At 36.3% G+C, this 22,059-nt stretch carries 34 protein-coding genes and 1 tRNA gene; 33 read left to right on the plus strand and 2 right to left on the minus strand.

The features are described from left to right. Positions 1–10 precede the first annotated feature (10 nt). From DFR79_RS05910 to DFR79_RS06075, 33 genes are all read left to right on the plus strand, one after another. Entirely contained in the window at positions 11–1,141 is a 1,131-nt protein-coding gene (locus DFR79_RS05910; protein ID WP_133514571.1) for a DUF2213 domain-containing protein, read from the plus strand. Next, positions 1,141–1,617 (plus strand): structural cement protein Gp24, encoded by a 477-nt coding sequence (locus DFR79_RS05915; RefSeq protein WP_133514572.1) that lies wholly within the window; start codon positions 1,141–1,143, stop codon positions 1,615–1,617. The genes DFR79_RS05910 and DFR79_RS05915 overlap by 1 nt, the downstream gene beginning before the upstream one ends. A 17-nt stretch (positions 1,618–1,634) precedes the next feature. Continuing rightward, a complete protein-coding gene (locus DFR79_RS05920; RefSeq protein ID WP_133514573.1) occupies positions 1,635–2,555 on the plus strand; it encodes a DUF2184 domain-containing protein in 921 nt (306 codons plus the stop codon). 30 nt (positions 2,556–2,585) lie between these two features. Then, the gene (locus DFR79_RS05925) at positions 2,586–2,930 is read left to right on the plus strand and encodes a hypothetical protein (protein WP_133514574.1); all 345 of its coding nucleotides are present in this window, start codon (positions 2,586–2,588) and stop codon (positions 2,928–2,930) included. Positions 2,931–2,932: 2 nt separating this feature from the next. Then, on the plus strand, positions 2,933–3,268 hold the full coding sequence (locus DFR79_RS05930; protein ID WP_133514575.1) for a DUF4054 domain-containing protein: 336 nt from the start codon (positions 2,933–2,935) through the stop codon (positions 3,266–3,268). Beyond that, positions 3,268–3,882, plus strand: a complete 615-nt coding sequence (locus DFR79_RS05935; protein ID WP_133514576.1) for a hypothetical protein — start codon at positions 3,268–3,270, stop codon at positions 3,880–3,882. The genes DFR79_RS05930 and DFR79_RS05935 overlap by 1 nt, the downstream gene beginning before the upstream one ends. A gap of 4 nt (positions 3,883–3,886) precedes the next feature. Then, complete coding sequence (locus DFR79_RS05940) at positions 3,887–4,264, plus strand: hypothetical protein (protein ID WP_166637989.1); 378 nt, start codon at positions 3,887–3,889, stop codon at positions 4,262–4,264. Continuing rightward, positions 4,261–4,818 (plus strand): phage neck terminator protein, encoded by a 558-nt coding sequence (locus DFR79_RS05945; protein WP_133514578.1) that lies wholly within the window; start codon positions 4,261–4,263, stop codon positions 4,816–4,818. Before DFR79_RS05940 ends, DFR79_RS05945 begins: the two co-directional genes overlap by 4 nt. An 18-nt stretch (positions 4,819–4,836) precedes the next feature. After that, positions 4,837–5,862, plus strand: coding sequence for a DUF3383 family protein (locus DFR79_RS05950; protein ID WP_133514579.1), 1,026 nt, complete (start codon positions 4,837–4,839; stop codon positions 5,860–5,862). 14 nt (positions 5,863–5,876) lie between these two features. After that, a complete protein-coding gene (locus DFR79_RS05955) occupies positions 5,877–6,287 on the plus strand; it encodes a phage structural protein (RefSeq protein ID WP_133514580.1) in 411 nt (136 codons plus the stop codon). 3 nt (positions 6,288–6,290) lie between these two features. Beyond that, the gene (locus DFR79_RS05960; protein WP_133514581.1) at positions 6,291–6,782 is read left to right on the plus strand and encodes a hypothetical protein; all 492 of its coding nucleotides are present in this window, start codon (positions 6,291–6,293) and stop codon (positions 6,780–6,782) included. Beyond that, positions 6,772–6,999: a hypothetical protein gene (locus DFR79_RS05965; RefSeq protein ID WP_133514582.1), complete on the plus strand. Its 228-nt coding sequence runs from the start codon at positions 6,772–6,774 to the stop codon at positions 6,997–6,999. Before DFR79_RS05960 ends, DFR79_RS05965 begins: the two co-directional genes overlap by 11 nt. A 2-nt stretch (positions 7,000–7,001) precedes the next feature. Then, positions 7,002–9,539, plus strand: coding sequence for a hypothetical protein (locus DFR79_RS05970; RefSeq protein ID WP_133514583.1), 2,538 nt, complete (start codon positions 7,002–7,004; stop codon positions 9,537–9,539). Beyond that, on the plus strand, positions 9,532–10,065 hold the full coding sequence (locus DFR79_RS05975) for a phage baseplate protein (RefSeq protein WP_133514584.1): 534 nt from the start codon (positions 9,532–9,534) through the stop codon (positions 10,063–10,065). The genes DFR79_RS05970 and DFR79_RS05975 overlap by 8 nt, the downstream gene beginning before the upstream one ends. Further along, positions 10,065–10,400, plus strand: coding sequence for a phage baseplate plug family protein (locus DFR79_RS05980; protein ID WP_133514585.1), 336 nt, complete (start codon positions 10,065–10,067; stop codon positions 10,398–10,400). The genes DFR79_RS05975 and DFR79_RS05980 overlap by 1 nt, the downstream gene beginning before the upstream one ends. Next, positions 10,400–11,191, plus strand: a complete 792-nt coding sequence (locus DFR79_RS05985; RefSeq protein WP_133514586.1) for a phage protein — start codon at positions 10,400–10,402, stop codon at positions 11,189–11,191. The genes DFR79_RS05980 and DFR79_RS05985 overlap by 1 nt, the downstream gene beginning before the upstream one ends. A gap of 14 nt (positions 11,192–11,205) precedes the next feature. Further along, complete coding sequence (locus DFR79_RS05990; RefSeq protein WP_133514587.1) at positions 11,206–11,961, plus strand: Gp138 family membrane-puncturing spike protein; 756 nt, start codon at positions 11,206–11,208, stop codon at positions 11,959–11,961. 11 nt (positions 11,962–11,972) lie between these two features. Beyond that, positions 11,973–12,176, plus strand: coding sequence for a hypothetical protein (locus tag DFR79_RS05995; protein WP_133514588.1), 204 nt, complete (start codon positions 11,973–11,975; stop codon positions 12,174–12,176). Continuing rightward, the gene (locus DFR79_RS06000) at positions 12,173–12,538 is read left to right on the plus strand and encodes a hypothetical protein (RefSeq protein WP_133514589.1); all 366 of its coding nucleotides are present in this window, start codon (positions 12,173–12,175) and stop codon (positions 12,536–12,538) included. Before DFR79_RS05995 ends, DFR79_RS06000 begins: the two co-directional genes overlap by 4 nt. Further along, a complete protein-coding gene (locus tag DFR79_RS06005; protein ID WP_133514590.1) occupies positions 12,538–13,707 on the plus strand; it encodes a baseplate J/gp47 family protein in 1,170 nt (389 codons plus the stop codon). The genes DFR79_RS06000 and DFR79_RS06005 overlap by 1 nt, the downstream gene beginning before the upstream one ends. Further along, on the plus strand, positions 13,700–14,626 hold the full coding sequence (locus DFR79_RS06010) for a DUF2612 domain-containing protein (protein ID WP_133514591.1): 927 nt from the start codon (positions 13,700–13,702) through the stop codon (positions 14,624–14,626). The genes DFR79_RS06005 and DFR79_RS06010 overlap by 8 nt, the downstream gene beginning before the upstream one ends. Continuing rightward, positions 14,623–14,919, plus strand: a complete 297-nt coding sequence (locus tag DFR79_RS06015; RefSeq protein ID WP_133514592.1) for a hypothetical protein — start codon at positions 14,623–14,625, stop codon at positions 14,917–14,919. The genes DFR79_RS06010 and DFR79_RS06015 overlap by 4 nt, the downstream gene beginning before the upstream one ends. Positions 14,920–14,926: 7 nt before the next feature. Then, the gene (locus tag DFR79_RS06020; RefSeq protein WP_133514593.1) at positions 14,927–15,388 is read left to right on the plus strand and encodes a signal transduction protein; all 462 of its coding nucleotides are present in this window, start codon (positions 14,927–14,929) and stop codon (positions 15,386–15,388) included. Between the two features lie 16 nt (positions 15,389–15,404). After that, the gene (locus tag DFR79_RS06025; protein ID WP_133514594.1) at positions 15,405–15,779 is read left to right on the plus strand and encodes an AAA family ATPase; all 375 of its coding nucleotides are present in this window, start codon (positions 15,405–15,407) and stop codon (positions 15,777–15,779) included. Further along, entirely contained in the window at positions 15,779–16,807 is a 1,029-nt protein-coding gene (locus DFR79_RS06030) for an SUMF1/EgtB/PvdO family nonheme iron enzyme (protein ID WP_133514595.1), read from the plus strand. The genes DFR79_RS06025 and DFR79_RS06030 overlap by 1 nt, the downstream gene beginning before the upstream one ends. Positions 16,808–16,874: 67 nt before the next feature. Continuing rightward, a complete protein-coding gene (gene avd / locus DFR79_RS06035; RefSeq protein ID WP_133514596.1) occupies positions 16,875–17,216 on the plus strand; it encodes a diversity-generating retroelement protein Avd in 342 nt (113 codons plus the stop codon). 544 nt (positions 17,217–17,760) lie between these two features. Beyond that, positions 17,761–18,717, plus strand: a complete 957-nt coding sequence (locus DFR79_RS06045; protein WP_208107503.1) for a reverse transcriptase/maturase family protein — start codon at positions 17,761–17,763, stop codon at positions 18,715–18,717. A 60-nt stretch (positions 18,718–18,777) separates the two neighbouring features. Continuing rightward, positions 18,778–19,152 carry a hypothetical protein gene (locus tag DFR79_RS06050; protein WP_133514599.1) on the plus strand — a complete coding sequence of 125 codons (375 nt, stop codon included), beginning with the start codon at positions 18,778–18,780 and terminating at the stop codon, positions 19,150–19,152. Between the two features lies 1 nt (position 19,153). Continuing rightward, a complete protein-coding gene (locus tag DFR79_RS06055; protein WP_133514600.1) occupies positions 19,154–19,672 on the plus strand; it encodes a glycoside hydrolase family 108 protein in 519 nt (172 codons plus the stop codon). 5 nt (positions 19,673–19,677) lie between these two features. Beyond that, positions 19,678–19,926: a hypothetical protein gene (locus tag DFR79_RS06060; protein WP_133514601.1), complete on the plus strand. Its 249-nt coding sequence runs from the start codon at positions 19,678–19,680 to the stop codon at positions 19,924–19,926. A gap of 4 nt (positions 19,927–19,930) precedes the next feature. Beyond that, complete coding sequence (locus tag DFR79_RS06065) at positions 19,931–20,371, plus strand: DUF5662 family protein (RefSeq protein WP_133514602.1); 441 nt, start codon at positions 19,931–19,933, stop codon at positions 20,369–20,371. After that, a complete protein-coding gene (locus tag DFR79_RS06070; RefSeq protein ID WP_133514603.1) occupies positions 20,358–20,714 on the plus strand; it encodes a hypothetical protein in 357 nt (118 codons plus the stop codon). Before DFR79_RS06065 ends, DFR79_RS06070 begins: the two co-directional genes overlap by 14 nt. Then, entirely contained in the window at positions 20,701–21,141 is a 441-nt protein-coding gene (locus DFR79_RS06075; RefSeq protein ID WP_133514604.1) for a hypothetical protein, read from the plus strand. The genes DFR79_RS06070 and DFR79_RS06075 overlap by 14 nt, the downstream gene beginning before the upstream one ends. Positions 21,142–21,313: 172 nt before the next feature. Here the strand turns inward: DFR79_RS06075 and DFR79_RS06080 are convergent. Both DFR79_RS06080 and DFR79_RS06085 read right to left on the minus strand, forming a co-directional pair. Then, positions 21,314–21,400, minus strand: a tRNA-Leu gene (locus tag DFR79_RS06080). A 107-nt stretch (positions 21,401–21,507) separates the two neighbouring features. Further along, positions 21,508–22,059: UPF0236 family transposase-like protein (locus DFR79_RS06085; protein ID WP_208107504.1), on the minus strand; the 552-nt coding region annotated here is incomplete at its 5' end.

Raw genomic sequence — 22,059 nt, forward strand, 5'->3', positions numbered from 1 at the left:
GTGATTACAGATGCCAAAGAGGTTTGATGTGATAGGAATTAACAATCTTAATAAAAATTCATCTGGCTTTCTTACTTATGACCTTGTGGCTGCACAAACTGGAGTTTTCCCTTATTTAGACCCAGAGACAGGAGATATAGTCTATGAATTAAAGCATCCTGATGATCTGTTAACTGAAGAGGTTTTAGGTCAATTAAAAAACTTACCAGTTACTGACGATCACCCCTGGGAGCTGGTCAATCCGGACAACTCGAAAGAGCTGGTTAAAGGAATGACATCAGATACAGCTCGAATAGTTGGAGAAAAGTTAACCGGCAGAGCAACAGTATTTGATTCAGGTTTAATCGGTAAAGTTCTCAATGGCAACAAAAAGGAATGCAGCTTAGGTTTTGAGTGTGAAATTGTTGAAGAATCAGGAACGTATCAGGGCCAGAAATACGATCGCAGACAGACCAACTTTAATTTAAACCACCTGGCAATGGTTGAAAAAGGACGTTGCGGACCTGATTGCAGTGCCAGATTGGACTCAAAAGATTATGCCTATCAGGTCAGAAAAGACAGCGATATTTTGAATGATAAGTCAAAGAAGAAGCAAAACAAAAGGAGTGATCAGAAATTGAAAACTATTAAATTAGACGGTAAAGAGTTTGAAGTAGCTGAAGAAGTTGCAAGCAGAATTGATACTTTAAAATCTGAAAATGAAGAACTGACTAAAAATGTTGGCCAGTTAGAAGGTAAGTTAGATGGTAAAGATGATCAGGTTTCTAACCTGCAAAAGAAAGTTGATGAATTGGAGGGCAATCAGTTATCTGATAAGAAAATTGATGAAGCCGTCAGTGAAAGACTTGAACTTCTGAAGAAAGCTGACAAGTTTTTGGATGAAGATTATGAGGTTGAAGGCAAATCTGATAAAGAAATCAAAATCGACTGCATCAAAGCTGTTAATGAAAAGTTTGACGGCGAAGATAGACCAGACGAATACATTGAAGCTCGTTTTGATGTATTAAGTGAAATGCTGGATGAAGGTCAGGGCAGCTATGGAGATAAAAATCTTAAGTTTAAGAAAAAAGACTCCAGCTCCCGCAGTGACGCTATTGAGAAAAAGCGTCAAAAAAGATTAAACATGAGAGGTGATGAATAATGGATGCTAAATTAAATGCAGGTCAATTAGCAACAGGAAGAAGCGGACACGCTGATTCAATGGCAGGCGAAGGTGATATTCCTTTCGGTACTGCTGTTAAATATGGTACTGATCCAGAAAAACAGGTTGCTGCTTGGGATGGAAGTGCTGCAGCTGATGTCTTAGCTGGAATTGCTCAATATTCTGTAGGTGGTGACTTAGATAACTCTAAATATGCAGATGGTGACAGTGTTACTGTTGCCAGAAAAGCAGTGATGTGGGTTAAGTTATCCGATTCTGCAGCTGATGTAACTAGAGGCGATAAAGTAGCCGTCAGAGATGATGGTTTATTTGATAAAGCACCACTAACTGAAGCAACTAATGGTGTGTATGGTGTTGAAATTGAGGATGCAGAGTTCAAATCAGCCGGATCTGCCGGTGATGTTGTCAAGGTAGAGTTTAACTTACCTTCTCAGACAACTACTAAACAACTTTAAGGAGAGGTGATTAAATAATGAAAGACTTAGGATCTGGCGTTACTAGACAGGACGCTTTACTAACTAATGATGACTTAGATGCAATTGATAATACTGTATATGAAGCCAAAGAAAGAGAATTAACTGCCAGAACAATGGTGGGTTTGAAAACTGACATCCCGGAAGGTGCAGAAACCTATAGTTACGATAAGGTAACTAAAAAAGGTGCTGCTAAAATATTTGCTTATGGTGCAGATGATGTACCTTTAGTAGATGCAGATATTGAAAGACACCACCAGGGTATTTATGGTATCGTAGTAGGATTTACTATTGACCTTCAGGAAAAGAGAGCTGCAAAGATGGCTAATAGACCAGTTGAAACTACTAAGGCTACTGCAGCTAGAAGAGCTATTTCTGAAAGAGAAAATGACTTTTTCTTCTCTGGCTCTACTGAGCATAATGCAGAAGGCCTGACTAACTTTACTGGTATTCAGACTTACACTGTTGCTCAAAATAGTGGTGCAACATCTACAAACTGGAAAGATAAAACAGGCGAAGAAATAGTTGAAGATATCAGACAAGCCAAAAAGAAAGTTAATCTAAAGCCTGGAATGGCTGCTGATACTTTAGCAATTCCAGATGATCAGTACGAGGACTTAGACAGACCATTTAATTCTGACAATCCTCAGCTAACTATCCGCAGATATCTTGAAAATCAAGGCTGGTTTGACAGAATTATTTCTGTACCAGAGCTTGCAGGAAAAGGAGATAGTGGCACTGACTGCTTTATGGTTTATGATAGTTCTCCAGATGTAGTTGAAATGGGGCTACCGTTAGACATCTATAGACATGCTCCATATAACAAGGAAAACCTTAGTTCGCAGGTTAACCTTGAAGAAAGAACTGCTGGGGCTATTGTTAGATATCCACTCGGAATCTGCAGAGCTGACGGAATTTAAGAATTAATAAAAAAATGAGGAGGTAATTGTATGTTAACGATAATTAACCATTTCGCTCAAATTAAACATGTTGGAAATGTATCGTTGAATATTGGCCCGAATGAAGTTGAGGATGAAGACTGGGAAGCTGTAAAGACTCATCCAATAGTAAAAGGTTGGGTGAAAGAAGGTAAGGTAGAGGTTAAAGACGGCACAATTGAAGATTTGTCAGAAATTACTCCAGTTGATAAAGCTGTTGAGCTCGTTGAAACAACAATGGATAAAGAAAAGCTTTTAAAGTGGGCTGAGACTGATGATAGAAAGACCACTCAAAAAGCTATTGAAGATCAGATTGCTTACTTAGAAGATGATGGTAAAGATAAAGGCGATGAGTAATCATGCCTCAAACTACTGTATCTAAGGTGAGGAGTATTGCTTCTCACCTTTCTAAGTTATCTGATCAATCTATTGAGCTTTACATTGAGGATGCAGTTTTAGAGCTTGAAGACTGGGAATATGATGATAAATACCAGGAGAAAATGGAAAGATACATGGCTGCTCATTTTGCCACTTTAGATCATCCGAAAGCAATCAGTGAAGCAGTTAAGGGCTTAGGTTCTAAAGATTATGCTAATAAAACAGGAACCGAAGGTTTGGAAATCACCGAATACGGTAAAGAGCTTTTAAGGATTATGAAAAAGAGCCAGGGACCAACATTCATGGTGTTTTCATAATGGCAAAGCTAAAAATTACTGATAATAACAATATGCCTAATTTAATTGAAGAAATTAATAAACTTAAGAATTCTAAGATTGAAGTTGGTGTATTTGGTGGCAAAGACTCTCAAATACTAATGATTGCCAGAGTGCATGAGTTCGGTGTGACAATAACACCTAAAAAAGCGAAAGCTCTTACAATACCCCTTAATGAAGAGGCGGCTGGTAAAAGTGCAAGAGACTTTGATAATTTGTTCCTTTTGGATCCTGATGATGATGGTGATGGAATACTGGCCATGGAAGTAGGAGATGATATAAGGCCTATGTATGCTCTCGTTAAAAAGGTTGAGATTCCAGAGAGGTCATATATCAGGGAAGGTTTCGACAAGAATGTTAGGAAAATACAAAAGCATACTGAACAAGCAATAAGGGCTGTAATAGCGGGTAGAATGACTGCTAATAAAGCCCTTAATTTGTTGGGTGCTGAGTTTGCTTCTTTCATTCGTAAATATATGGTCGAATTAAAGTCTCCTCCTAACTCAGCAGTAACTCAAAAGAACAAAAAGGGTGCTAATAACCCGTTAATTGATTCGGGTAGGCTAAGACAGTCAATAACTTATAGAGTGAGGTGATAACGTGGATTTTTCAGGATTTATAAGAGATTATTTAACTCCTGTCACTTTGAAAAGAGGTGGCAAAAAGTTTGTGAATGGTGAATATGTTGATGATGGTGATGCAGATGAATATACCACAGACATAGCAGTAATTCACTTAACACCAGAGGAGCTTAACGAATATGATGGTGGCTTTTACACTATCCAGGACTTAAAGTTATTCGTCCCGGAAGATAACACTGGTGCTAATACTGAAACTGATGAAGAAATTTCTTTGATTCCAAAAGAGGGAGACATTATTCGCTTTCAAAACAATGATTTTGAAGTGCAAAATCCACAAAATAACACTCACTTATCTGATTTCCATAAGTTTTTGGCTAAAAAGGTTGTGGTTAAATGATAGATTTATACACTTTTAGGACCAATCTGCAGCCAGAAATAAAGAGTTATTCAGGGATTCCGCAGCTTATTAGAGCTGATCAGGATGTTAAGTCCGAAGATTTAATTTATCCGAGAATAACTTATAAAATGTCTTCTCCTTACGATATAAACGGGAATGCTCAGTCAATGTTCATAAAAAAAGAAGTGGTTCAGAGTGATGATCCTAATTTTGATGAGGATATCGAATACTCTTATTACTCAAATCCGAGAGTGACGATATCATTTAACGCTTTTGGCAAAGATGTGAGCCAATACATTTCAAAATTAATTGAGTGGTTTAGAATACCTAAACTGGGCCAGCGATTTCTTGATCAGTATGATGTGGTGATTATCAATGTAACAAATATGCAGGACAGGACCACTTATTTACAGACTGATTATGAAGATAGAAAAGGTTTTGATGTAGTTCTGCAGTTTAATGATGAAGTTAAGATAATTGAAAAGACATTCGAAGAGGTTGAACTTGAAGTAGAATTTTCTGATGATGAAGATATTTTAGACGTAAATTTATAAAGAGGGAGTGATCTTTAAATGGGAGATCCTGTTGTTGTAAATGTATATGATGAAACAGGAGCTGTAGCTCAAAAAGGATTCGGTACTGGTTTGGTTTTTGACCCAACTGTTACCAATCCATTAGAAATAGTTTCAGACACTGGAGAGATCCAGAACTGGACCAGTGAAGATTTAGCATACAAAAAAGTTAATGCTATGTTAAGTCAGCAGCCAAAGGTTCAGGAAGTTATGATTTACGGTGTTGATGTTGCGACAGAAACAAGCACAATCACTGATGAGCTAGATAAATTAATAACTCAAAATAATGATTGGTACGCTTTGGCTATCGCAAGTAACACTGAAGCCGATGTTCAAGAAGCTGCTAACTGGGTAGCTTCAAAAGAAAAAATAATGTTTGGTGATTTGGGTAAAGATGCAGCTGTAGCTGATATCGAAACCTTTATGCAGGGAATAGAAAACCAGAACTTTGCTCTATTCGCTCATGATGGTGGTGTAAATGATGAAGAGCAGTATCTTGATGCAGGTGCTTTAGGTAGAATCCTGCCAATGACTCCTGGTAGTTATACTCTTAAGTTTAAAACTATCAATAATACTGCTAAAGCTACTTATTTGCCAGCTGATACAGCAGCATTGCAAGCTGTTAATGCAAATATTTATAAAGAATGGGGCGGCTCTTTATATGTCGCAGAAGGTGTAATGAGTAATGGTGATTTTATTGATACAACTGTTGCCAAACACTGGTTTGCTGCAAGATATAGAGAAGAAATATTCAGAGTACTAAAAACCAGCCAGAAAGTAGGCCAGGATAATGCGGGGATCGGCTTATTTGTTGATGCAGCCAAACAGGTCAATAAAGTAGCTGCAAGAAATGGTGCCGTTGCAAAAGATGCAGACGGTAATTTCATGTCAACAGTAACTTATCCTACCAGAAAAGACTTACTGAAAAATGATTTAGCAAACAGAGTTTTAAAAGGTGTTAAATCAACAGTAACCTACTCTGGAGCTTGGCACAATGTAGAATTAGATTTCTACTTAACACTGTAAAGGAGGTATTATAAATGGTCAATTATGATCCAACCAAAGTAATTACTATTGTAGATAATTTTGTTTTGACTGGATTTGCTGAAGATGCAATGGTTGAAATTTCTAGAATGTCAGAAAAAAGGAACTCATTTGTAGGGGCCCAGGGAGAGGTAACATTCTCAAAATCTGCTGACGATAGAGCAGAAGCAACAATCACATTGAAAGAAACTAGCCCGGCAAATGAAAAACTATACAACTTGTATAAGTCAGATGAAGAATTTGGCTTCTCTACAGTTGATCAGAACTTTGATGGTGATGTTTCTGGATCCGGCAGCAGGTGCGTAATTCAAAACTTGCCTGATAATGTGAAGTCTAATGAGCCGGGAGATAGAGAATGGGTTCTGCTTGTAGCTGACTATGAGGAAGCGTTCGAGGGGGTATTATAAATAATGGGTAAAGAAGGTAGCAAAAAAACAATTAGTGTAGGAGAAAATAAATACACTCTTCAAAATCCGGGTGTTCGCTGGTACATAAAACACCAGGATAAATGCCGGGATAGATACGGCTCGACATCCAGAAAGAAGTATATTGCTGGTTTGCTTGATAACGTTGTTATCAATCCAGTAAAAGTAGATGATTTTGATGTTAAAGGCGAAAAAGAGAAAAAGGTAACTGTAAATGGTGATGAATATACAGTTGAGTATATTGGCAATAAAGCTATTTTAGAAATTGAAGATAATTCTAAAGATGAAGCCGGGCAGTTTTCTCAGGAAGTTTATATTGATAATCTGATGGCCGAAGCTTTAAAAGAAGATATCACCATGGATGACTTTGAAAAGCTAAGTAATGTTCAGGACTTAATAGAAGAAATAGAAAACTATAACAGGTCTAAAGAACTGAAAGAGGTTGTAAAAAGTATAGAAACGTTTCTTGGAGCCTAAGTATAGTTCTATAAACAAAAAAGGTGAGTTAATAGTAAATCATGATCGTTACAAAAGGCAGATAAAAGGACTTCTTAAAGATTACTGGGCTCTGGTTTTTAAGATGCAGTCTGAGGAAGAAGTTGCAAAATGGGATTTAGATCATTTTTTAGAAGCCAGGGCTGCTTTAGAAGTTTTCAATGAAGAGATTAAAAATAGTTCTGAAGGAGGGCGGTAGATATGCCAGCAGGAGGAGCACAAAGGTTTTTGGGTTTTCAAGTTGGCTTTGGAATAAATGATAGGCCACTTACCCAGGCTGATAGAAGAGTTGATAGCTTTAAAAACAATGTAATAAGAACCACCGACAGAATGGGAGCTCTGGAAAGAAAAGCAGTAACTGCTGGCCGAGCAATGTCTAATGCCTTCTCTGGTGTTAAAAGAGCTATGGGGCGAGGAATTGCCCTTTTAGAGCGTTACCGATACCAGTTAGGATTGATAGCAGGTGCAGGAATTGCGGCTATAACTAAATCGGTGTTCAGTGCTGGTGATGCCAGGGAAACTGTAAATAAATTTAATGTTGTTTTTGGAGAAGTTGCTGACTCAACCAAGGAATGGGCTAATCAATACTCTAATGAAATTGGTCGTTCAAAATATGCGACAATGGACTGGCTGAACAGTTTTCAAGATGTGCTGGTACCAATGGGACTTGCCAGAGATGAAGCAGCAGGATTATCTAAAGAAATGGTTCAATTGTCAGCTGATTTAGGTTCTTTCAATAATGTTGGTACAGCAGAGGCTGCTAATGCAATGCAATCTGCTTTAATGGGAAATCATAGGGCTGTTAAAAGTCTTGGAGCTCAGCTTAATGAAGAAAATCTTAATGCTAGAGCTGCAGCAATGGGATATAAAGAAAGTTTTAGACAATTAGATAGTTTATCAAAAATGCAAATTAGGTACAAAGAAATTGTTGCTCAATCTCAAGACTCAATAGGAGATGCTATCCGAACTTCAGAGGAATGGAACAACCAGGTTCAGCGTTTTAAAGGAAATATTCGTGATGTATCAATAGCAATGGGCTTTAATTTCATACCTAGATTTACTGAGGGTCTGATAGTGATAAATAAATTCTTAGATAGAATTGAACAAAGCGAGAAGTTGACGGCAGCAGCCAGATTTTTCACGATAGGTGTTGCAATAACTGGAATAGCTGCAGCAATTGGAATGGTAAGCTCTGCTTGGCCAATGATAGGGGCAATATTTAGCATTCAGGGCTTTGGTATAGCTGGGGCGGTAATGGGCCTAGTTCTCTTACTGGAAGACTTGTGGGTTGGATTGAACGGTGGAGAGGCCGTGCTAAATCCACTTATAGACTTCACCAAAAAATATAAAACTCAGGTATTGGCAGTAGCTGGAGCGATAACGGCATTTTTTGCACCTGCGATATATTCCTCAGCGATACCAGCAGTCTCAGCATTTACCACGAGTCTATTTTTAAAAGGTAAATTTGCCTTAACCTCTTTTGCAAGTGGAATCTGGACTGCAATAACTGCCTCATTTGCTTTTTGGAAGGCATTGATCACAAAAGCTGTTGTTGGTGTGGCAAGTTTTGCTACTTCGGTGGCTGGGGCTGCCTGGACTGCAGCAACTACCTTTGTAGGAGCTATAGGTTCGGCGATTACGGCAACATTATCATTTACAGCTGCACTATTAGCAAACCCGATTACTTGGGTGGTTATAGGAATTGCCGCACTGGGAGCTGCACTTTATACACTGCATAAAAATTGGGATACAGTGAGTGCATTTTTAAATAGAACTTGGAATTCATTCATTGATAATCTTTCAGCTGGTGTCAGTTGGATAAAAGAGAAGTTTGTCAACCTGCTGCCTGATGTTGATATGCCTAGTCTGCCAGACATAGCTGCAGGGGTTAAAAATAAATTTAATCAGGCTGTTAACTGGGTGAAAGAAAATCCATTGAAAGCAGTTAATTTCTCAATTCCTACAGTCAATCTACCAAATATAATAAATAAAATTTATGAATCTGGACGACAATTCATAAAAGACAAGACAGGGATTGAACTTCCTGCTTTAAAACTGCCAACATTACCTGATTTAGTTGGCGGAATAAAATCAATCTGGAATAGCGGAAAAGATTTTGTTAATAATTTAGTTTCTTTCGATTTGCCAGGTTTAAGTATGCCAGATATACCCGATCCGATAGCCAAGATTGATGAATGGGCCAGCAGCATTAAAAGCAAATTAAGTAATATAGACTTTGGCTCTGCCCTTAAGACAGCAATTGAAAATGCTATGGATAAACTGCCAGGCTGGATGCAGGGAATGGCAAAAAAGATAATGGACTATTTGCCTCAATCACCTGCTAAAATTGGACCATTGAGCCAGTTAGACAGGGTAGGACCAGGGCTAACTCAAACAATCGGGAAAGGTGTCGATAAGTCCAGAGAGCAGGTTACTGGACCATTGAGCAGCATGTGGAATGAGTCAATGATTGCTGAGCCTAAAACTATTGTTAGAGATTACAGCCCGATGAAGGGTATTTCCGACAGTGGTTTTGGAAGTTCTCAAAGTGTTACAAATAATAATTATAACCAAAGCAATAAAAGTAGTAATAGTAAATCAGAAAAGAAAGTAGTAATTGAGAATCTTAATCTTGAAGGTTCAAACAATACAGTTCAGGATGCTCAAAAAATAATTAAAATAATAGAGCAGTATTTTGACGGAGAGGCAACAGCTGCGGTAGGTGATTCAGTTGGCTAGATTATACAATGATGATTTTGATATAGAAATAGAGGTTGCTCCAGAAGAAAGTGTTAACTTAAAAAATGAAGTTACTGAAAAGCCAGTTGAGGATAAAACAGAAATAGCTGATCATATCAATCACCAACCAGTTGAAATTAATCATACATTCGTTATAGCTGGAGATGAAGCAGAAGATCAGCGAGATAGATTAGAAGAAGCAAGCCAGCATGATGAAGTCTTTAACTACATGGATGTTAAAGATTACAGATTATATGAAAACATGGTTATTTTAAGTATAAATTTTGATACTGATGCTCAAATATCTAATGGTTACCAGGGCAGTATTTCCTTAAAACAGGTTCAGGTAGCTGAGCAGGAGACTATATTTGTTAATTTAGGAACTGATCCTTCAACCGGCAATGAAGTGCAGCAAAATGCTACAGAAACAGAAGAACGGTCCAATAAGACAGAAAATATAGATGAAGAAAGCACTGATCAGTCAATTCTTACCTCAATGATATCCCCTTTCGGCGGTGATGAATAATGGATGCTAAATATTTACCTGTAGAAAAAGAAAATATTAAACAGGTTCCTGACAGATTTTTGACTGATGTAGCAGGAACAGAGCTTATATTTGAAATAAGCTGGAATCATCAAGGGTTTTTTGCTATGTCAGTTTTTGATTCTACCGGAGAGGCTATACTTGAAGGTAAAAAAATAACTTACGGCACGAATATGTTCGACAATATTATTGATGACAGGCTGCCTGACGGTATCGGGATAATACCACTTGATAAAACAATGGCCGCAGAAAAAGAAGGAGTTACTTACGATAATTTTTATGACAGTGTAAAGCTATATATAGCTGGTGATTACTAATGTCAAAAGCCTTTGGAAGAAGAGTAATATTTACTCTAGAAAATAAAGAAATAAAATACCCTGATTTAGATTTAGAATTTGAGGTTAATTTTAACACTGACTCAGACGGTAATGTAGGCCATGTTAGATTTTTCAATATAAGCAATAAAACAATTGATCTTCTTAAAAAAGATACTAATTTCACTCTGAGAGCTGGCTATAAAGATGATGTTGGTCTGCTCTTGCCTGGAGTTATTTCTCATACTCAAACCTCCTGGGATACAACTGATAAAATTACTGAAATTGTAGTGGGCGATAATACTTCTGATTGGTTGAATACTACAGTTAATCAGACCTGGAGAGCTGGTATTAGAGCAAGAGATGTTGCTGTTGATTTAATTGATATGCTCCCTTTTGGAATTGGAGAGATTAATTTAGCCAATAATATAGATTACCCAAAAGGAAAAACTTTTTCCGGTACTGTTAAAACAGCACTTGAGGAAATAGCAAAAGATGCAGCTACTAAATTGCATGTTGGTAGAAGTAAAATTTATTTGAGACCTGAAGAAGTTGGAACCAGAGAGATTGTTAACCTTAATAAAAGGACCGGATTGATAGCTTCTCCACAAAAGATTGATGAAGATGGAGAAGAAGGTTATAAGGTTCAATCTCTTTTAAATTATAGAATCTGGGCTGACAGCATCATTAGAATTGATAGCAAAACTATTTCAGGTTTATTTAGAGTAAAAAAAGGTCTGCATAAATTATCAAGCAGTGATTTCATTACAGAAATGGAGGTTGTTAAAGCATGAGAGGGTCTAAGTTAATGAAAAAATTAATTGATCAGGAATTAAAAGAGCTTCATGTAGCTTTACCGGCTAAAATAGAAAATTACAATCCGGAAACAATGATAGCTGAAATTACTCTTTTATCTAAAAAAATATTAAATGATGAAGAAGTAACAATACCCAAAATAATTGAAGTTCCTGTCGGTCATTTGAATGCTGGTCCTTTTGTGATCAGGCCTCCATATCAAAAAGGTGATGTAGTCCAGGTGCTTTTTAATGAAAGAGCTTTAGATAAACTGCTTATAACTGGAGACCCAGAGAGTGTTAAGTATAAAAGAAAGCACGCTTTTGATGATGCAGTAGTAATTAAAGGCCTAAAAGCTGAACAGGAAAGTAAATTAAACTCTAATTATGGAGAAGACTTGTTATTTGAAAATCAAGAAGCTGATAGCCGCATAGTAATGAAAAAAAATGGAGATTTATTTGCTGAAACAAGTGGTAATACAGATATTAAAACAACTGGAAATACTACAATTCAAACTGATGGAGACACTAAAATTGATACCACTGGTGTTACAGATATAATTTCCGGCAGTCCTGCCACGATTAAAGCTCCAGTTATTACTGTTGATGGAGAAGTCCATCTTGGCGGGTCCGGTGGTGAAGGGCTAAGTATGGGAGATACACTCAAAGCCTGGTTGGATGGCCATAAACATCCAGGAGATAGTGGCGGCACTACTGGAACTCCTACTTCAGCAAGCCCTGATACAAGCGGGAAAGTGTTTACAAATTAGGTGGTGGTTTAATGAAAAAAGATAAAAAAGGTCATTTGATTGCAGGTTTTTTGATAGGTTTATTATTAAATTTTTGGTTTGCTGCATTGGCCGGAGCGGCTAAAGAGATTTATGATTATTTAAATCCGAAGAACCATACTGTCGAATTAGCAGATTTTTTATTTACTGCAGCAGGCGGTTTGATAGCGACTTTAATTAAGTCGGTGATTATATGAGAAGTTTTTATTTTGATAAAGAAAACGGAACTACAAAATTTGACGAACTACACGATATAGAAGAAGCAACTGGAAAAATGGAACTTGAGCAGGCTCTTTGGATCAGAATAATGACCAATCAGGGAGAGTGGATATTTGATTTAGATTTCGGCCACCCCTGGTTAAAACTTTTTAGAGAAAAAGCAACTGCCAGAGAGCATAGATCAGAGTTAATCAAAACAATTTATAAAGAAGATAGAGTTAAAGAAATTTTAGAAATTAATGTTGATGTTTCTGAAAAACATAACAGGAAACTTAAGATATATTTTAAGGCTTTAACTACTGAAGGTTTAATTGAATCGTCAGAGGAGGTGGAATTTTAATGTCTGATGAATTTGGTGTAACAGAAAAAGGCTTTAAGAAAAAAACATATCAAGACATAGTCGAATCCTTAGAAGAAAAATCAAAAAGCTATTTTGGTGAAGATGTGAACGTTTCATCATCCTCTGTAAATGGTTGGTTTATAAGGCTATTCGCTTTCAGTTTATCATTAATATGGTCTGTGGCTGAAAAAGTATATAATTCAGCTTATGTGATTTTAGCAGAAGATCAAAGTTTAGATTATGCTGTATCTAACCTTAATGTCAAAAGAAAAGGTAAAAGAAAATCAGAGGTTCCACTTACTGTAATAGGAACTCCTGGTACTGAAATAGATAAAGGCTGGACGGTTGAAACTGAAACTGACAGCTCAATTAAATTTGAGACTAAATATAATACCACTATTGAATCTGATGGAGAAACAGAAGTTCAGCTAATAGCAAAAGAAGCTGGTGAAAAAGGAAATGTGCCGGCTAATACTATTACTGTTATTACTCAGCCTATTTCTGGTGTTGATTCAATTACAAATCCTATAGCAGCCGATTTTGGAAGAGATAGAGAAACAAATCACGAACTAAGAAACAGATATTTTAATCAGCTGGGCCAGAACTCTAGTGATGTAATTGCGGCTATTACTGCTGCAGTATCTGATATAAATGAAGTTAGACAGGTAAAAGTATTTGAAAATGATACTGAACAGACTAACTCTCTCGGTATGCCTATGAAGTCGGTATTTGCTGTAGTTCTGGGAGGGCTTGAAGAAGATATTGCTAAGGCTATTTATACTGCAAAAGCCGGCGGAATAAGAGCATATGGGGATATAATCACTGATGTTTTTGATGAGGGTGGAACTATCCATAAAATAGGGTTTTCAAGGCCTACTGATGTAGATACATATTACACAATAGACCTGATTACTAATGATGATTACCCTGTAGATGGTGATGAGCTGATAACTGATGCCATAGTTGATTATTTAGACGAATTGATTATAGCTGATGATATTATTCACTCCAAAATTACTCATGAAATACATGGAGCCTGCAGCGGTATTATTGATTTTGAATTATATATCGGCACCACTGCGAGCCCAACCACAAAAGATAATATTGAGATTTCAGGATTGGAAGTTGCAATTACTGATCCAACTAAGGTTGTGATCAACCATGTCTAAAATATTAGAAGCAATGAAAGAGAAGTTTATAAGCTTTATTACTAAAGATGAGGATTCCGATTTTGTTAAAAAGCTAAGAATGTTAGCAGAAGAAATGGAGATTGTTCAAACTGCTTTTGATGATATAGAAGAAGTTAAAAATCTAAATGATGCTTATGGCAAAACACTTGATCATTATGGTGCAAATGTCGGAGAATCAAGAAAAGGTAATGATGATACTTTATACAGGCTGTTAATTAGAATTAAAATAGCAGAGAACACCAGTGACGGCTCAATACCTCATATAATAGATGCTTTAAGTCTAGCAATAGATAGACCACCCGAGGACATTTATGTTCAGGAAGGGTGGTCTTTTGTTACAGAAGAGCAGCCTGCATCTATATTTCTTTCCTTCCCATCCAAAGTTTTTAGCGATTACAACATTACTTATGAAAGATTTATTAATTTATTTAATAATGTTGTAGGCGGTGGAATAAGCACTGATTTCTTCTTAATTGAAGAGGATGACATCAATATAGTTGCGACAATGCCCTATACTGAAATGTCTACTTTGCCGTATTGCGACACCGTAAAAACTGGAGAATGGACTGATCAGTTTACTGGTGAAATCTATTTAAGTAATGTGTATGAGAAATATTCTACTGAAAAACAGGAATATCCATTTTTAGCTGGGTTGTATTCCGGCAGTACAGAAATTGATTACCCGCAAGGTGTTATTGACAGTATGAAGGTGCAAGAAATTTACAGCACCGCTGATCAAGTATTACCCTTTACAGCTAATTTGATTTCTGGAGGATATGAAGAAAGCAACAGAGGTTATAGTTTTAAATCAATACTTAACTTTAATACCAGCTATGAAAAGTACACTAAAGATTATAATTACTGCAATACCTTTAGATGCGGGGAGGTGGCAATATGATCACAAGTGCAGGCCTCAATAAATTAGCACGAGAAACTGACAGTTTTATTAGTCACGGCACTTATACTGTCAATGGCCAGAAAAAAGAAACTGACATTTATAAAGTTAAAATAGATGGCAGCAAACTTAGAATCTTTCTCTATTTAAATGAAGCCGAGGGAGTTGGGGACCTAACCAATTTTGAGCTCATTGATGATGAAGGAAGTATTTTTGCTGATAAACCAGATCAGATAGAAAAAGGAGATTTAAAAGGTTTATTGATCGCTTTTGATTTTGATATCCAGGAGGTGTAAATAATAAATGATATATGATGAAAATTATACTCCACTCGAGTGGATAGATCATGTAGTGGATGCAGATGGTAATGTTATACAGCAGGGTACAGTTATAAGTAAAAAGAAAATGGAAAGAATTGAATCCGGTGTTCAAACAGCTTTAGGACCATCCGGGATACTTGCTTTCCAGACTCTGCAGTTTGTTCAGAAACTTAACCAGGAATTTGAGAAAATAAAAAAGCAAAAAATAATGCAGGGAGAAGTGACTGTCACTGCTGATAATTATACAGCTGTAGCTTTAGATGGTTTTGTGCAGTATGATGCACCTGATTATCAAGTAGTTACTGAGCTTGTATCTGGTGACCCTGGCTTTGTTGGTGACATAAAGGTTTATGACAAGACATCAAATGGATTTAAAGTTAGTTTTACCGGTAGTGAAGATGAAGCGACTATCAAATGGACTTTAATTAACTTTGATGTCAAATAAGGAGGTGCAGCAATAGATGATAATTAACGAATTGAATACTGGAGAAAAAGCTGACTATTCCCTAAATGGGAATTTTTTAGTTTTGAGTGTTTTAGATAAAAGCATTGGCCTTGATTTAGAGGTAATGCAGGATGATGAAAAGAAAACTGTCGATATTTGCACAAATAAAACAGGTAATCTGGTGGAAGGTATCGATAAATGGTATGTAGCAAACATAACTATTCCTGCAGCTGAATATGAAATGCAGGGCACTGGAGAAGTGGACGAAGATGGAAAAACAGTTTACGAAAAGGTCAAAAAACCTTTTAATGTAGACGAAGTAGTGCTCGATTTATGGGCTCTACCTAATTATATTCTTAAACAAAATCAAAAAGAGGAAGTGATTAATTAATGGAACCTTTTGTATTTAGTATAAAAGATAGTTACAGAGCAGCTGTTGAAGCTCAAACCGGAGGAAGAAACACAGTTCTATATGATGATCAGGGAAATCCTTCTGTTATGTATAGGCTGCCTAAGTTTAATTTAGATGATGTTGTAGACACCTGGCCAAACGAACCGCATCCAGCTTTCATTGTTAACGGTGTGGTTAAGGATGAAATTTTCATTTCAAAATATCAAAATATTATCAAGAACAGCCGGGCTTATTCAATCCCTAATCAGGACCCAGCAACATCAATTAATTTTGATACAGCGAGAGCTGCATCATTTGCTAAGGGAACTGGCTGGCATCTTATGACCAATGCAGAATGGGCTGCTATTGCACTCTGGTGCAGGAAAAATGGTTATGAGCCCAGAGGTAACAATGACTATGGTCAGGATATAAGTGCTCCGCATGAAAAAGGTGTAGAAACTTATGGTGGTGGAGACCCTTACAAAACATATAGGGTAGCAACCGGATCTGGACCTGCTTCATGGTCTCACGATGGAACTCTAGCAGGCATATTTGATTTAAATGGAAATGTTCATGAATGGGTCGATGGCTTAAAGCTAGTTGACGGTAAAATTTGGGTTCATGATGAAAATGATTTTCAGACTGGTAATGCTGCTGGAGATAATACAGGCTGGTTAGATCTCGGAGCTTATATGGATGTAGACGGCACTACATTACAGCTTGATAGTGTAATTGACAATGTAATGGACGAAGCAAGTAGCGAATATATCTCTCATATTTTTGAGAATATGACCGCTGATACTGGCTTTACAGTTCCTGAAAGACTAAAATATTTGGCTGTATTCCCGGAAGGCACAGGATATAACGGAGATTATATTTATGTTAGAAACTACGGTGAGCGTTTGCCGCTCCGTGGTGGCTACTGGAGCGGCGGCTCGGCGGCCGGTGTCTTTCAGTTGGGCCTGTACAGCGAGCGTTCGGGCTCGAGCCACCGCATTGGCTTCCGCTCCGCTTTTGTTTCTCTATAAATCTGAACTCTAAAATCTGTTAGGGGTGGGCGATAGCCTTCCCCTACATTACTTGAAGGATGATAATTTGGAAAATCTAATAGTATATCAAAAGACTTATGACATGATCCAGTATGGTTACCAGGCATTAAAACAATTTCCTCGCAGCGAAAAGCATACTTTTGCTGCAGAGATAAAAGAGGCAATGATAAAGCTTTTAAAATTAATTATCATAACTAATAAAAAATATTATAAAAAAACTACATTAAGAGAAATGGATACTCAATTAGAATTGATAACTACTTATATAAGATTAGCCAAAGATTTAGAATTTCTTCCTTTTAAAAAGTATGGCATCTGGTCCGAAAAACTTGATGAAGTAGGTAAGTTGATCGGCGGCTGGATGAAAACAATAGAAAAGAAACAATAAAATTTTATAAATTTTCGGTAGTAGGCCGATGCGTTTGCCGCTCCGTGGTGGCAACTGGAACAACGGCTCGACAGCCGGTGTCTTTCAGTTGAACCTGAACAACGAGCGTTCGAACTCGAACAACAACATTGGCTTCCGCTCCGCTCTATTTATATTTTTAGGCCAGAAGTTAGCAACCTACTGGGTTGTTATCCAGTGCCAGCAACATAAATAAAGGGGCCTACTTCCATCCTGAGAAACAAATTTGTCCCTCCAGGAAAAAATTTAAATTGTCAGTTAGGCAGCAAGTATTGAAATATAGAAAGTTGTCACGGCCGGCACCTTAAAACCTGCTCTAAATAAGAGCGGGTTTTTCTTTTCACCTGAATACAGAGAAAGTGGTGATAACATTCCAAAAAAATTTAGAAATTTATATCCAAAAATATACGATTTTGAGAATTTATATTTAGCTTATATAGAAGCAAGAAAGAAAAAAAGATTTAAAAATGAAGTTTTAAAGTTTACCAGGCAGTTAGAAAGCAATCTTATCCAGCTGCAGAATGAATTGATACACAAAACTTATGAACAGGGCAAATATCATCAGTTTTATGTATATGAACCAAAGCAAAGACTGGTTATGGCTCTTCCTTTTAGGGACCGGGTAGTTCAATGGGCTATTTACCGACAAGTATTTCCTATCTTCGACAATATATTTTATGAGCATAGCTGTGCTTGTAGAGTTGGAAAAGGCACTCATTATGCTGCAGATCAATTAAGACACTGGATGAGAAAGCTCGACAGACAACCAGGCGAAACTTATTTTCTGAAAGCTGATGTAGCAAAATACTTTTATAGAATAGATCATCGAGTTCTTTTTGAACTTATTAAAAGAAAGATAGATTGCAAAGATACACTAAGATTACTCTGGAGAATAATTAAAAGCGATGATGGTGAGTTTGGCATTCACCTGGGAGATCACCATTTTGAAGAAGGCAAAATTAAAGGAATTGGAATACCTATTGGTAATCTAACCAGCCAAATGTTTGCCAATGTTTATTTAGACTTTCTCGATAAATTCATTAAGCATACTCTCAAAGCAAAGCATTATGTTAGATATATGGATGACTTTGTTATTTTAGGAAAATCAAAAAATAAATTACATACAATCAGACAGGAGATAGAAATATTTCTTGCTGATTATCTTAAATTAGAACTTAACAACAAAACTACTGTTGATAATATCTGGAATGGAATAGATTTCTGCGGATATGTTACTTATCCACCATATAGAAAATTGAGAAAAAGCACAAAAAGAAAACTAAAAAGACGGCTTAAATATCTACAGAAAAAATACTATAAAGAGGAGGTGGAGATCAATGAAATAAATGCTAGTGTGCAGAGTTATTTAGGAATATTAAAACATTGTGACAGCCACAATCTCACAATGTCAGTTATTGGCCAGTTAGAAGATGAAATACTTAATCAACTAGATTTAGAGGACGTTCTAGAACAAAGAAGTTGATGCAATATACAGAAAAGCAAATACTTTTGCCTTGTAGTAGGGCTATTTTGAGGTGATTTGATGGAAAGCAAAGGGCACAGCATAGATGAATGCCCCTTAAGAGAAAAGATAGAAGAAAATGCAGATAGGTCTAAAGATAATCAAAGAAAAATTGAACAATTAGTAAAAGGTGATTGGTATTCAAATAAAGACTTATATAAGATGATTCAAAACTTAACTTCTCAGCTGACTGAGTTTAACGGAAAATTTGATAAATATAATGGGCTTATAGAAGACAGGGAAAAAGACAGAGAATTATTAGAAAAATTCATTTCTAAAGTTAATAAAATAGAGACTAAAGGGAAAACAGAAAAAGAAATTACTACAAATTGGAGAGAGTGGATTGGTTGGATAATCGCAATTTTATTGGCATTATCAAAATTAGGAGTGTTTTAAAATGGATAATATTTTCAAAAAAGCTTTTGAAGAAGTTATGGAAATTGAAGGTGGCTATGTTAACCACAAAGATGATCCTGGTGGTGCTACTAATTTTGGCATCACAGAAGCAGTAGCAAGAAGAAATGGATATGAAGGAGATATGAGAGATTTAAAACTGCACCAGGCCAGAGATATTTATTACCATGAGTTTTGGCTTGATCAGAAATATAACAAAATTAAAAACAGAGATGTAGCAATTGAAATGTTTGATCAGGCAGTAAACATGGGACCTGGCCGAGCTAATAGAAATTTACAAAAATCTTATAATTTGCTTTCTGATAATAAAATTTCAGTTGATGGAGCGATAGGTCCTAACACTTTGAGAGCTGTTAATCACTGTAATAAGCCGGTGGGATTGTTTAATCTACTTAATGGCTATCAAATTATGCACTACATTAATCTTGCTGAAAATAGCCAAAAATATAGGTCATTTATTCGTGGCTGGGTTAATAAAAGAATAGAAATTATAAGGAAGTGACTACTATGGAAGATATGGAAGAACAAAAAGTAAATGAAGTCAACTTAAAAGAGGATTCTAATGATAACGGAATTCCAGACTGGGCTGAATTTACAGCTACTTACTTAATAGCTGCTGTTTGTATAAGCCTGGCTGTGGCTGGTTATGTCAGACAGGATTTAGATGACCCGACAATCAAATGGCTTTTAGGTTTCAGTGTTGTTCTAACTGGTGGCCGTGATGCTATCAAAGCATTCATTAAAAGTAAGGTGTGATAAAATGTACCTAATAAAATACTTGCTTTATATCTTAGAGCACAAATGGAATGTTTTTAAAATCTCAATTAAAAAAGGCTATTATTTGCATGCTTTAACTCATGATTTAAGTAAGTTTAGCGGCAGTGAATTTTTGGCATATGCTGGTTATTTCTACAAAGATAAGGCAAAATATAAACATCGCTTTGAAATGGCTTGGAGACATCATTATTACAACAATCCACATCATTGGCAGCATTGGCTGGATACAGATGGGAACCCGATAGAAATTCCAGATAAATACATTGAACAAATGATAATTGACTGGGAGGCTATGGGTATCAAATTTAATGATACTGCAAAAGAATATTATTTAAAAAATAAAAATAAAATTAAATTAACTCCGCATACAAGAACTAATCTAGAAATAAAATTAAAAATGGGTGATCAAAATGCTAAAAACTAAGCATAAAATTATATTGATTGTAGTTGCTGCACTGTTAGTAATTGGAGCTCTCTTTTTTGGAGGTTGGAAGCTGGCTTCTCTTTTAGGTATCGGAGCTGCAGCTGGTGGATACAAAGCTGCAAGCAAACAGGTCCAGAAGCAAGCTGATCAGGAAAAAGAAGTGGTTAATGAAGTAGAAAAGGATATTGATAATAGAAAAGAGAAAGACCAAGAGCTGCAGAAAAATTCAGAAAATCGCAAAGAAAAAGCCGAAAAACTTAATAATAATCAAAAAGACCGGCAGGAAAGAGCTGAAAGTTTAGAGGATAGGCTTAATAACCACATAGAAGGTGATAACAATTAAACGTCTACTTGTATTTTTAATAGTTTTATCTTTGCTTTTTGTGCCGATTGTTGTCAATGCTCAGGAGTTAGATCCTCCGAAAGAATATGATCAACTCTTGGAAGATTATCGTGACATGTACGATATCGCTCAAAAATATAAAAAGCTTTATGAGGAAGCAGAAAAAGATGTCACTGAGTATAAAAAATTATACAACCAGGCGGAAGCAGATGTTGAGGAATACAGGCAATTTTATGAATCAGCTGAGGAGAACAATCGAAAGTTAATAGATTCTAATAACAGATTACAGGATTTGATTGATACTCAAAAAGATATGATTGACGATATATTAAATAAAAAAGAAATTGGAATAATAACAGGGGTCAATGTGGTCCCTGCTAATATAAAAAATAGTGGAATAATTCTTGGATTTGATTTTCAGTTTTAAGTTTTGAAGTTTTGCATTAAAACAAGATATATAGTAAACTGTACTATAATGTAGATAAAATATTTTTAAAAAAATTTGCTCTGCAGGCAGCTCGCAGGCAAGAACCATTAGAGTCTAATTTATAGCAAATAAAAAAAGAGCCCAAAAAGGACTCTTATCACTGCTATATCAATGGTGCGAAAGGAGGGATTCGAACCCTCACGGTCGTGAGACCACTAGACCCTGAACCTAGCGCGTCTGCCAGTTCCGCCACTTTCGCACTGACAAATTATATTTTAACTTATAAATTAAAATTTGTCAAGGATATTGTTTTCATGATTGTGTCAAGTAGCTTTTGGAAATAGATTAAGACTCCCTTTAAATATTTTAGAATGCAAGAGACTTTATTGCTCTCTGCAATCCACTAACTTTACCTTTGCGTAAGGCAGGAACTGTTTCTTTAGCAACTGGGAATAATGTTTTCCTGTGATCTATAATTTTTTCTGTTCTCATTTTGATTCTTTTTTCTTTTTCCTTATGCTCATATAGTTTGAATAGATCATCCTTTTTGCCGCCATTATATTTAAATACTCTTAATCTGGCCATTCTATCTGCACCATCTTCTGACCAGGATAAAGGCCTGGAAGACATCCTTGAAGCTAATACATGGCTTACATGACCTTCCGCACTACAACCTTGGGCATTTGGGTCATTGGCATAATTTTCTATACCTGCCCAGTTAGAATATATATAATTTCTTGCTTCTTTAACTCTCTCTTTTTGCTCCTCATTTTTTGCTTCTTTAGAAAGTATTTTAAAAGTTGATCTAACCCATTTGATTTTGGCTTGATTTAAACCCAACCAAAGATTACTTCTTTGCTTTGGATAGTGGCCTGTCGCCTTTAGTACATATTTATTTAAGTGATATCTATCCAATAT

It is taken from the genome of Halanaerobium saccharolyticum (genome assembly GCF_004362045.1).
Lineage (GTDB): Bacteria > Bacillota > Halanaerobiia > Halanaerobiales > Halanaerobiaceae > Halanaerobium > Halanaerobium saccharolyticum_C.

What these genes read in the sequence shown, in the direction of transcription:
- DFR79_RS05955 (WP_133514580.1), top strand. Translation starts at nt 5,877, where the DNA reads ATGGTCAATTATGATCCAACCAAAGTAATTACTATTGTAGATAATTTT.
- DFR79_RS06055 (WP_133514600.1), top strand. Translation starts at nt 19,154, where the DNA reads ATGGATAATATTTTCAAAAAAGCTTTTGAAGAAGTTATGGAAATTGAA.
- DFR79_RS06010 (WP_133514591.1), top strand. Translation starts at nt 13,700, where the DNA reads ATGTCTAAAATATTAGAAGCAATGAAAGAGAAGTTTATAAGCTTTATT.
- DFR79_RS06015 (WP_133514592.1), top strand. Translation starts at nt 14,623, where the DNA reads ATGATCACAAGTGCAGGCCTCAATAAATTAGCACGAGAAACTGACAGT.
- DFR79_RS05915 (WP_133514572.1), top strand. Translation starts at nt 1,141, where the DNA reads ATGGATGCTAAATTAAATGCAGGTCAATTAGCAACAGGAAGAAGCGGA.
- DFR79_RS06000 (WP_133514589.1), top strand. Translation starts at nt 12,173, where the DNA reads ATGAGAAGTTTTTATTTTGATAAAGAAAACGGAACTACAAAATTTGAC.
- DFR79_RS06005 (WP_133514590.1), top strand. Translation starts at nt 12,538, where the DNA reads ATGTCTGATGAATTTGGTGTAACAGAAAAAGGCTTTAAGAAAAAAACA.
- DFR79_RS06020 (WP_133514593.1), top strand. Translation starts at nt 14,927, where the DNA reads ATGATATATGATGAAAATTATACTCCACTCGAGTGGATAGATCATGTA.
- DFR79_RS05970 (WP_133514583.1), top strand. Translation starts at nt 7,002, where the DNA reads ATGCCAGCAGGAGGAGCACAAAGGTTTTTGGGTTTTCAAGTTGGCTTT.
- DFR79_RS06030 (WP_133514595.1), top strand. Translation starts at nt 15,779, where the DNA reads ATGGAACCTTTTGTATTTAGTATAAAAGATAGTTACAGAGCAGCTGTT.
- DFR79_RS05960 (WP_133514581.1), top strand. Translation starts at nt 6,291, where the DNA reads ATGGGTAAAGAAGGTAGCAAAAAAACAATTAGTGTAGGAGAAAATAAA.
- DFR79_RS06065 (WP_133514602.1), top strand. Translation starts at nt 19,931, where the DNA reads ATGTACCTAATAAAATACTTGCTTTATATCTTAGAGCACAAATGGAAT.
- DFR79_RS05995 (WP_133514588.1), top strand. Translation starts at nt 11,973, where the DNA reads ATGAAAAAAGATAAAAAAGGTCATTTGATTGCAGGTTTTTTGATAGGT.
- DFR79_RS05985 (WP_133514586.1), top strand. Translation starts at nt 10,400, where the DNA reads ATGTCAAAAGCCTTTGGAAGAAGAGTAATATTTACTCTAGAAAATAAA.
- DFR79_RS06025 (WP_133514594.1), top strand. Translation starts at nt 15,405, where the DNA reads ATGATAATTAACGAATTGAATACTGGAGAAAAAGCTGACTATTCCCTA.
- DFR79_RS05990 (WP_133514587.1), top strand. Translation starts at nt 11,206, where the DNA reads ATGAAAAAATTAATTGATCAGGAATTAAAAGAGCTTCATGTAGCTTTA.
- DFR79_RS06050 (WP_133514599.1), top strand. Translation starts at nt 18,778, where the DNA reads ATGGAAAGCAAAGGGCACAGCATAGATGAATGCCCCTTAAGAGAAAAG.
- DFR79_RS05950 (WP_133514579.1), top strand. Translation starts at nt 4,837, where the DNA reads ATGGGAGATCCTGTTGTTGTAAATGTATATGATGAAACAGGAGCTGTA.
- DFR79_RS06070 (WP_133514603.1), top strand. Translation starts at nt 20,358, where the DNA reads ATGCTAAAAACTAAGCATAAAATTATATTGATTGTAGTTGCTGCACTG.
- DFR79_RS05920 (WP_133514573.1), top strand. Translation starts at nt 1,635, where the DNA reads ATGAAAGACTTAGGATCTGGCGTTACTAGACAGGACGCTTTACTAACT.
- DFR79_RS05980 (WP_133514585.1), top strand. Translation starts at nt 10,065, where the DNA reads ATGGATGCTAAATATTTACCTGTAGAAAAAGAAAATATTAAACAGGTT.
- DFR79_RS05925 (WP_133514574.1), top strand. Translation starts at nt 2,586, where the DNA reads ATGTTAACGATAATTAACCATTTCGCTCAAATTAAACATGTTGGAAAT.
- DFR79_RS05935 (WP_133514576.1), top strand. Translation starts at nt 3,268, where the DNA reads ATGGCAAAGCTAAAAATTACTGATAATAACAATATGCCTAATTTAATT.
- DFR79_RS05945 (WP_133514578.1), top strand. Translation starts at nt 4,261, where the DNA reads ATGATAGATTTATACACTTTTAGGACCAATCTGCAGCCAGAAATAAAG.
- DFR79_RS05930 (WP_133514575.1), top strand. Translation starts at nt 2,933, where the DNA reads ATGCCTCAAACTACTGTATCTAAGGTGAGGAGTATTGCTTCTCACCTT.
- DFR79_RS05910 (WP_133514571.1), top strand. Translation starts at nt 11, where the DNA reads ATGCCAAAGAGGTTTGATGTGATAGGAATTAACAATCTTAATAAAAAT.
- DFR79_RS06060 (WP_133514601.1), top strand. Translation starts at nt 19,678, where the DNA reads ATGGAAGATATGGAAGAACAAAAAGTAAATGAAGTCAACTTAAAAGAG.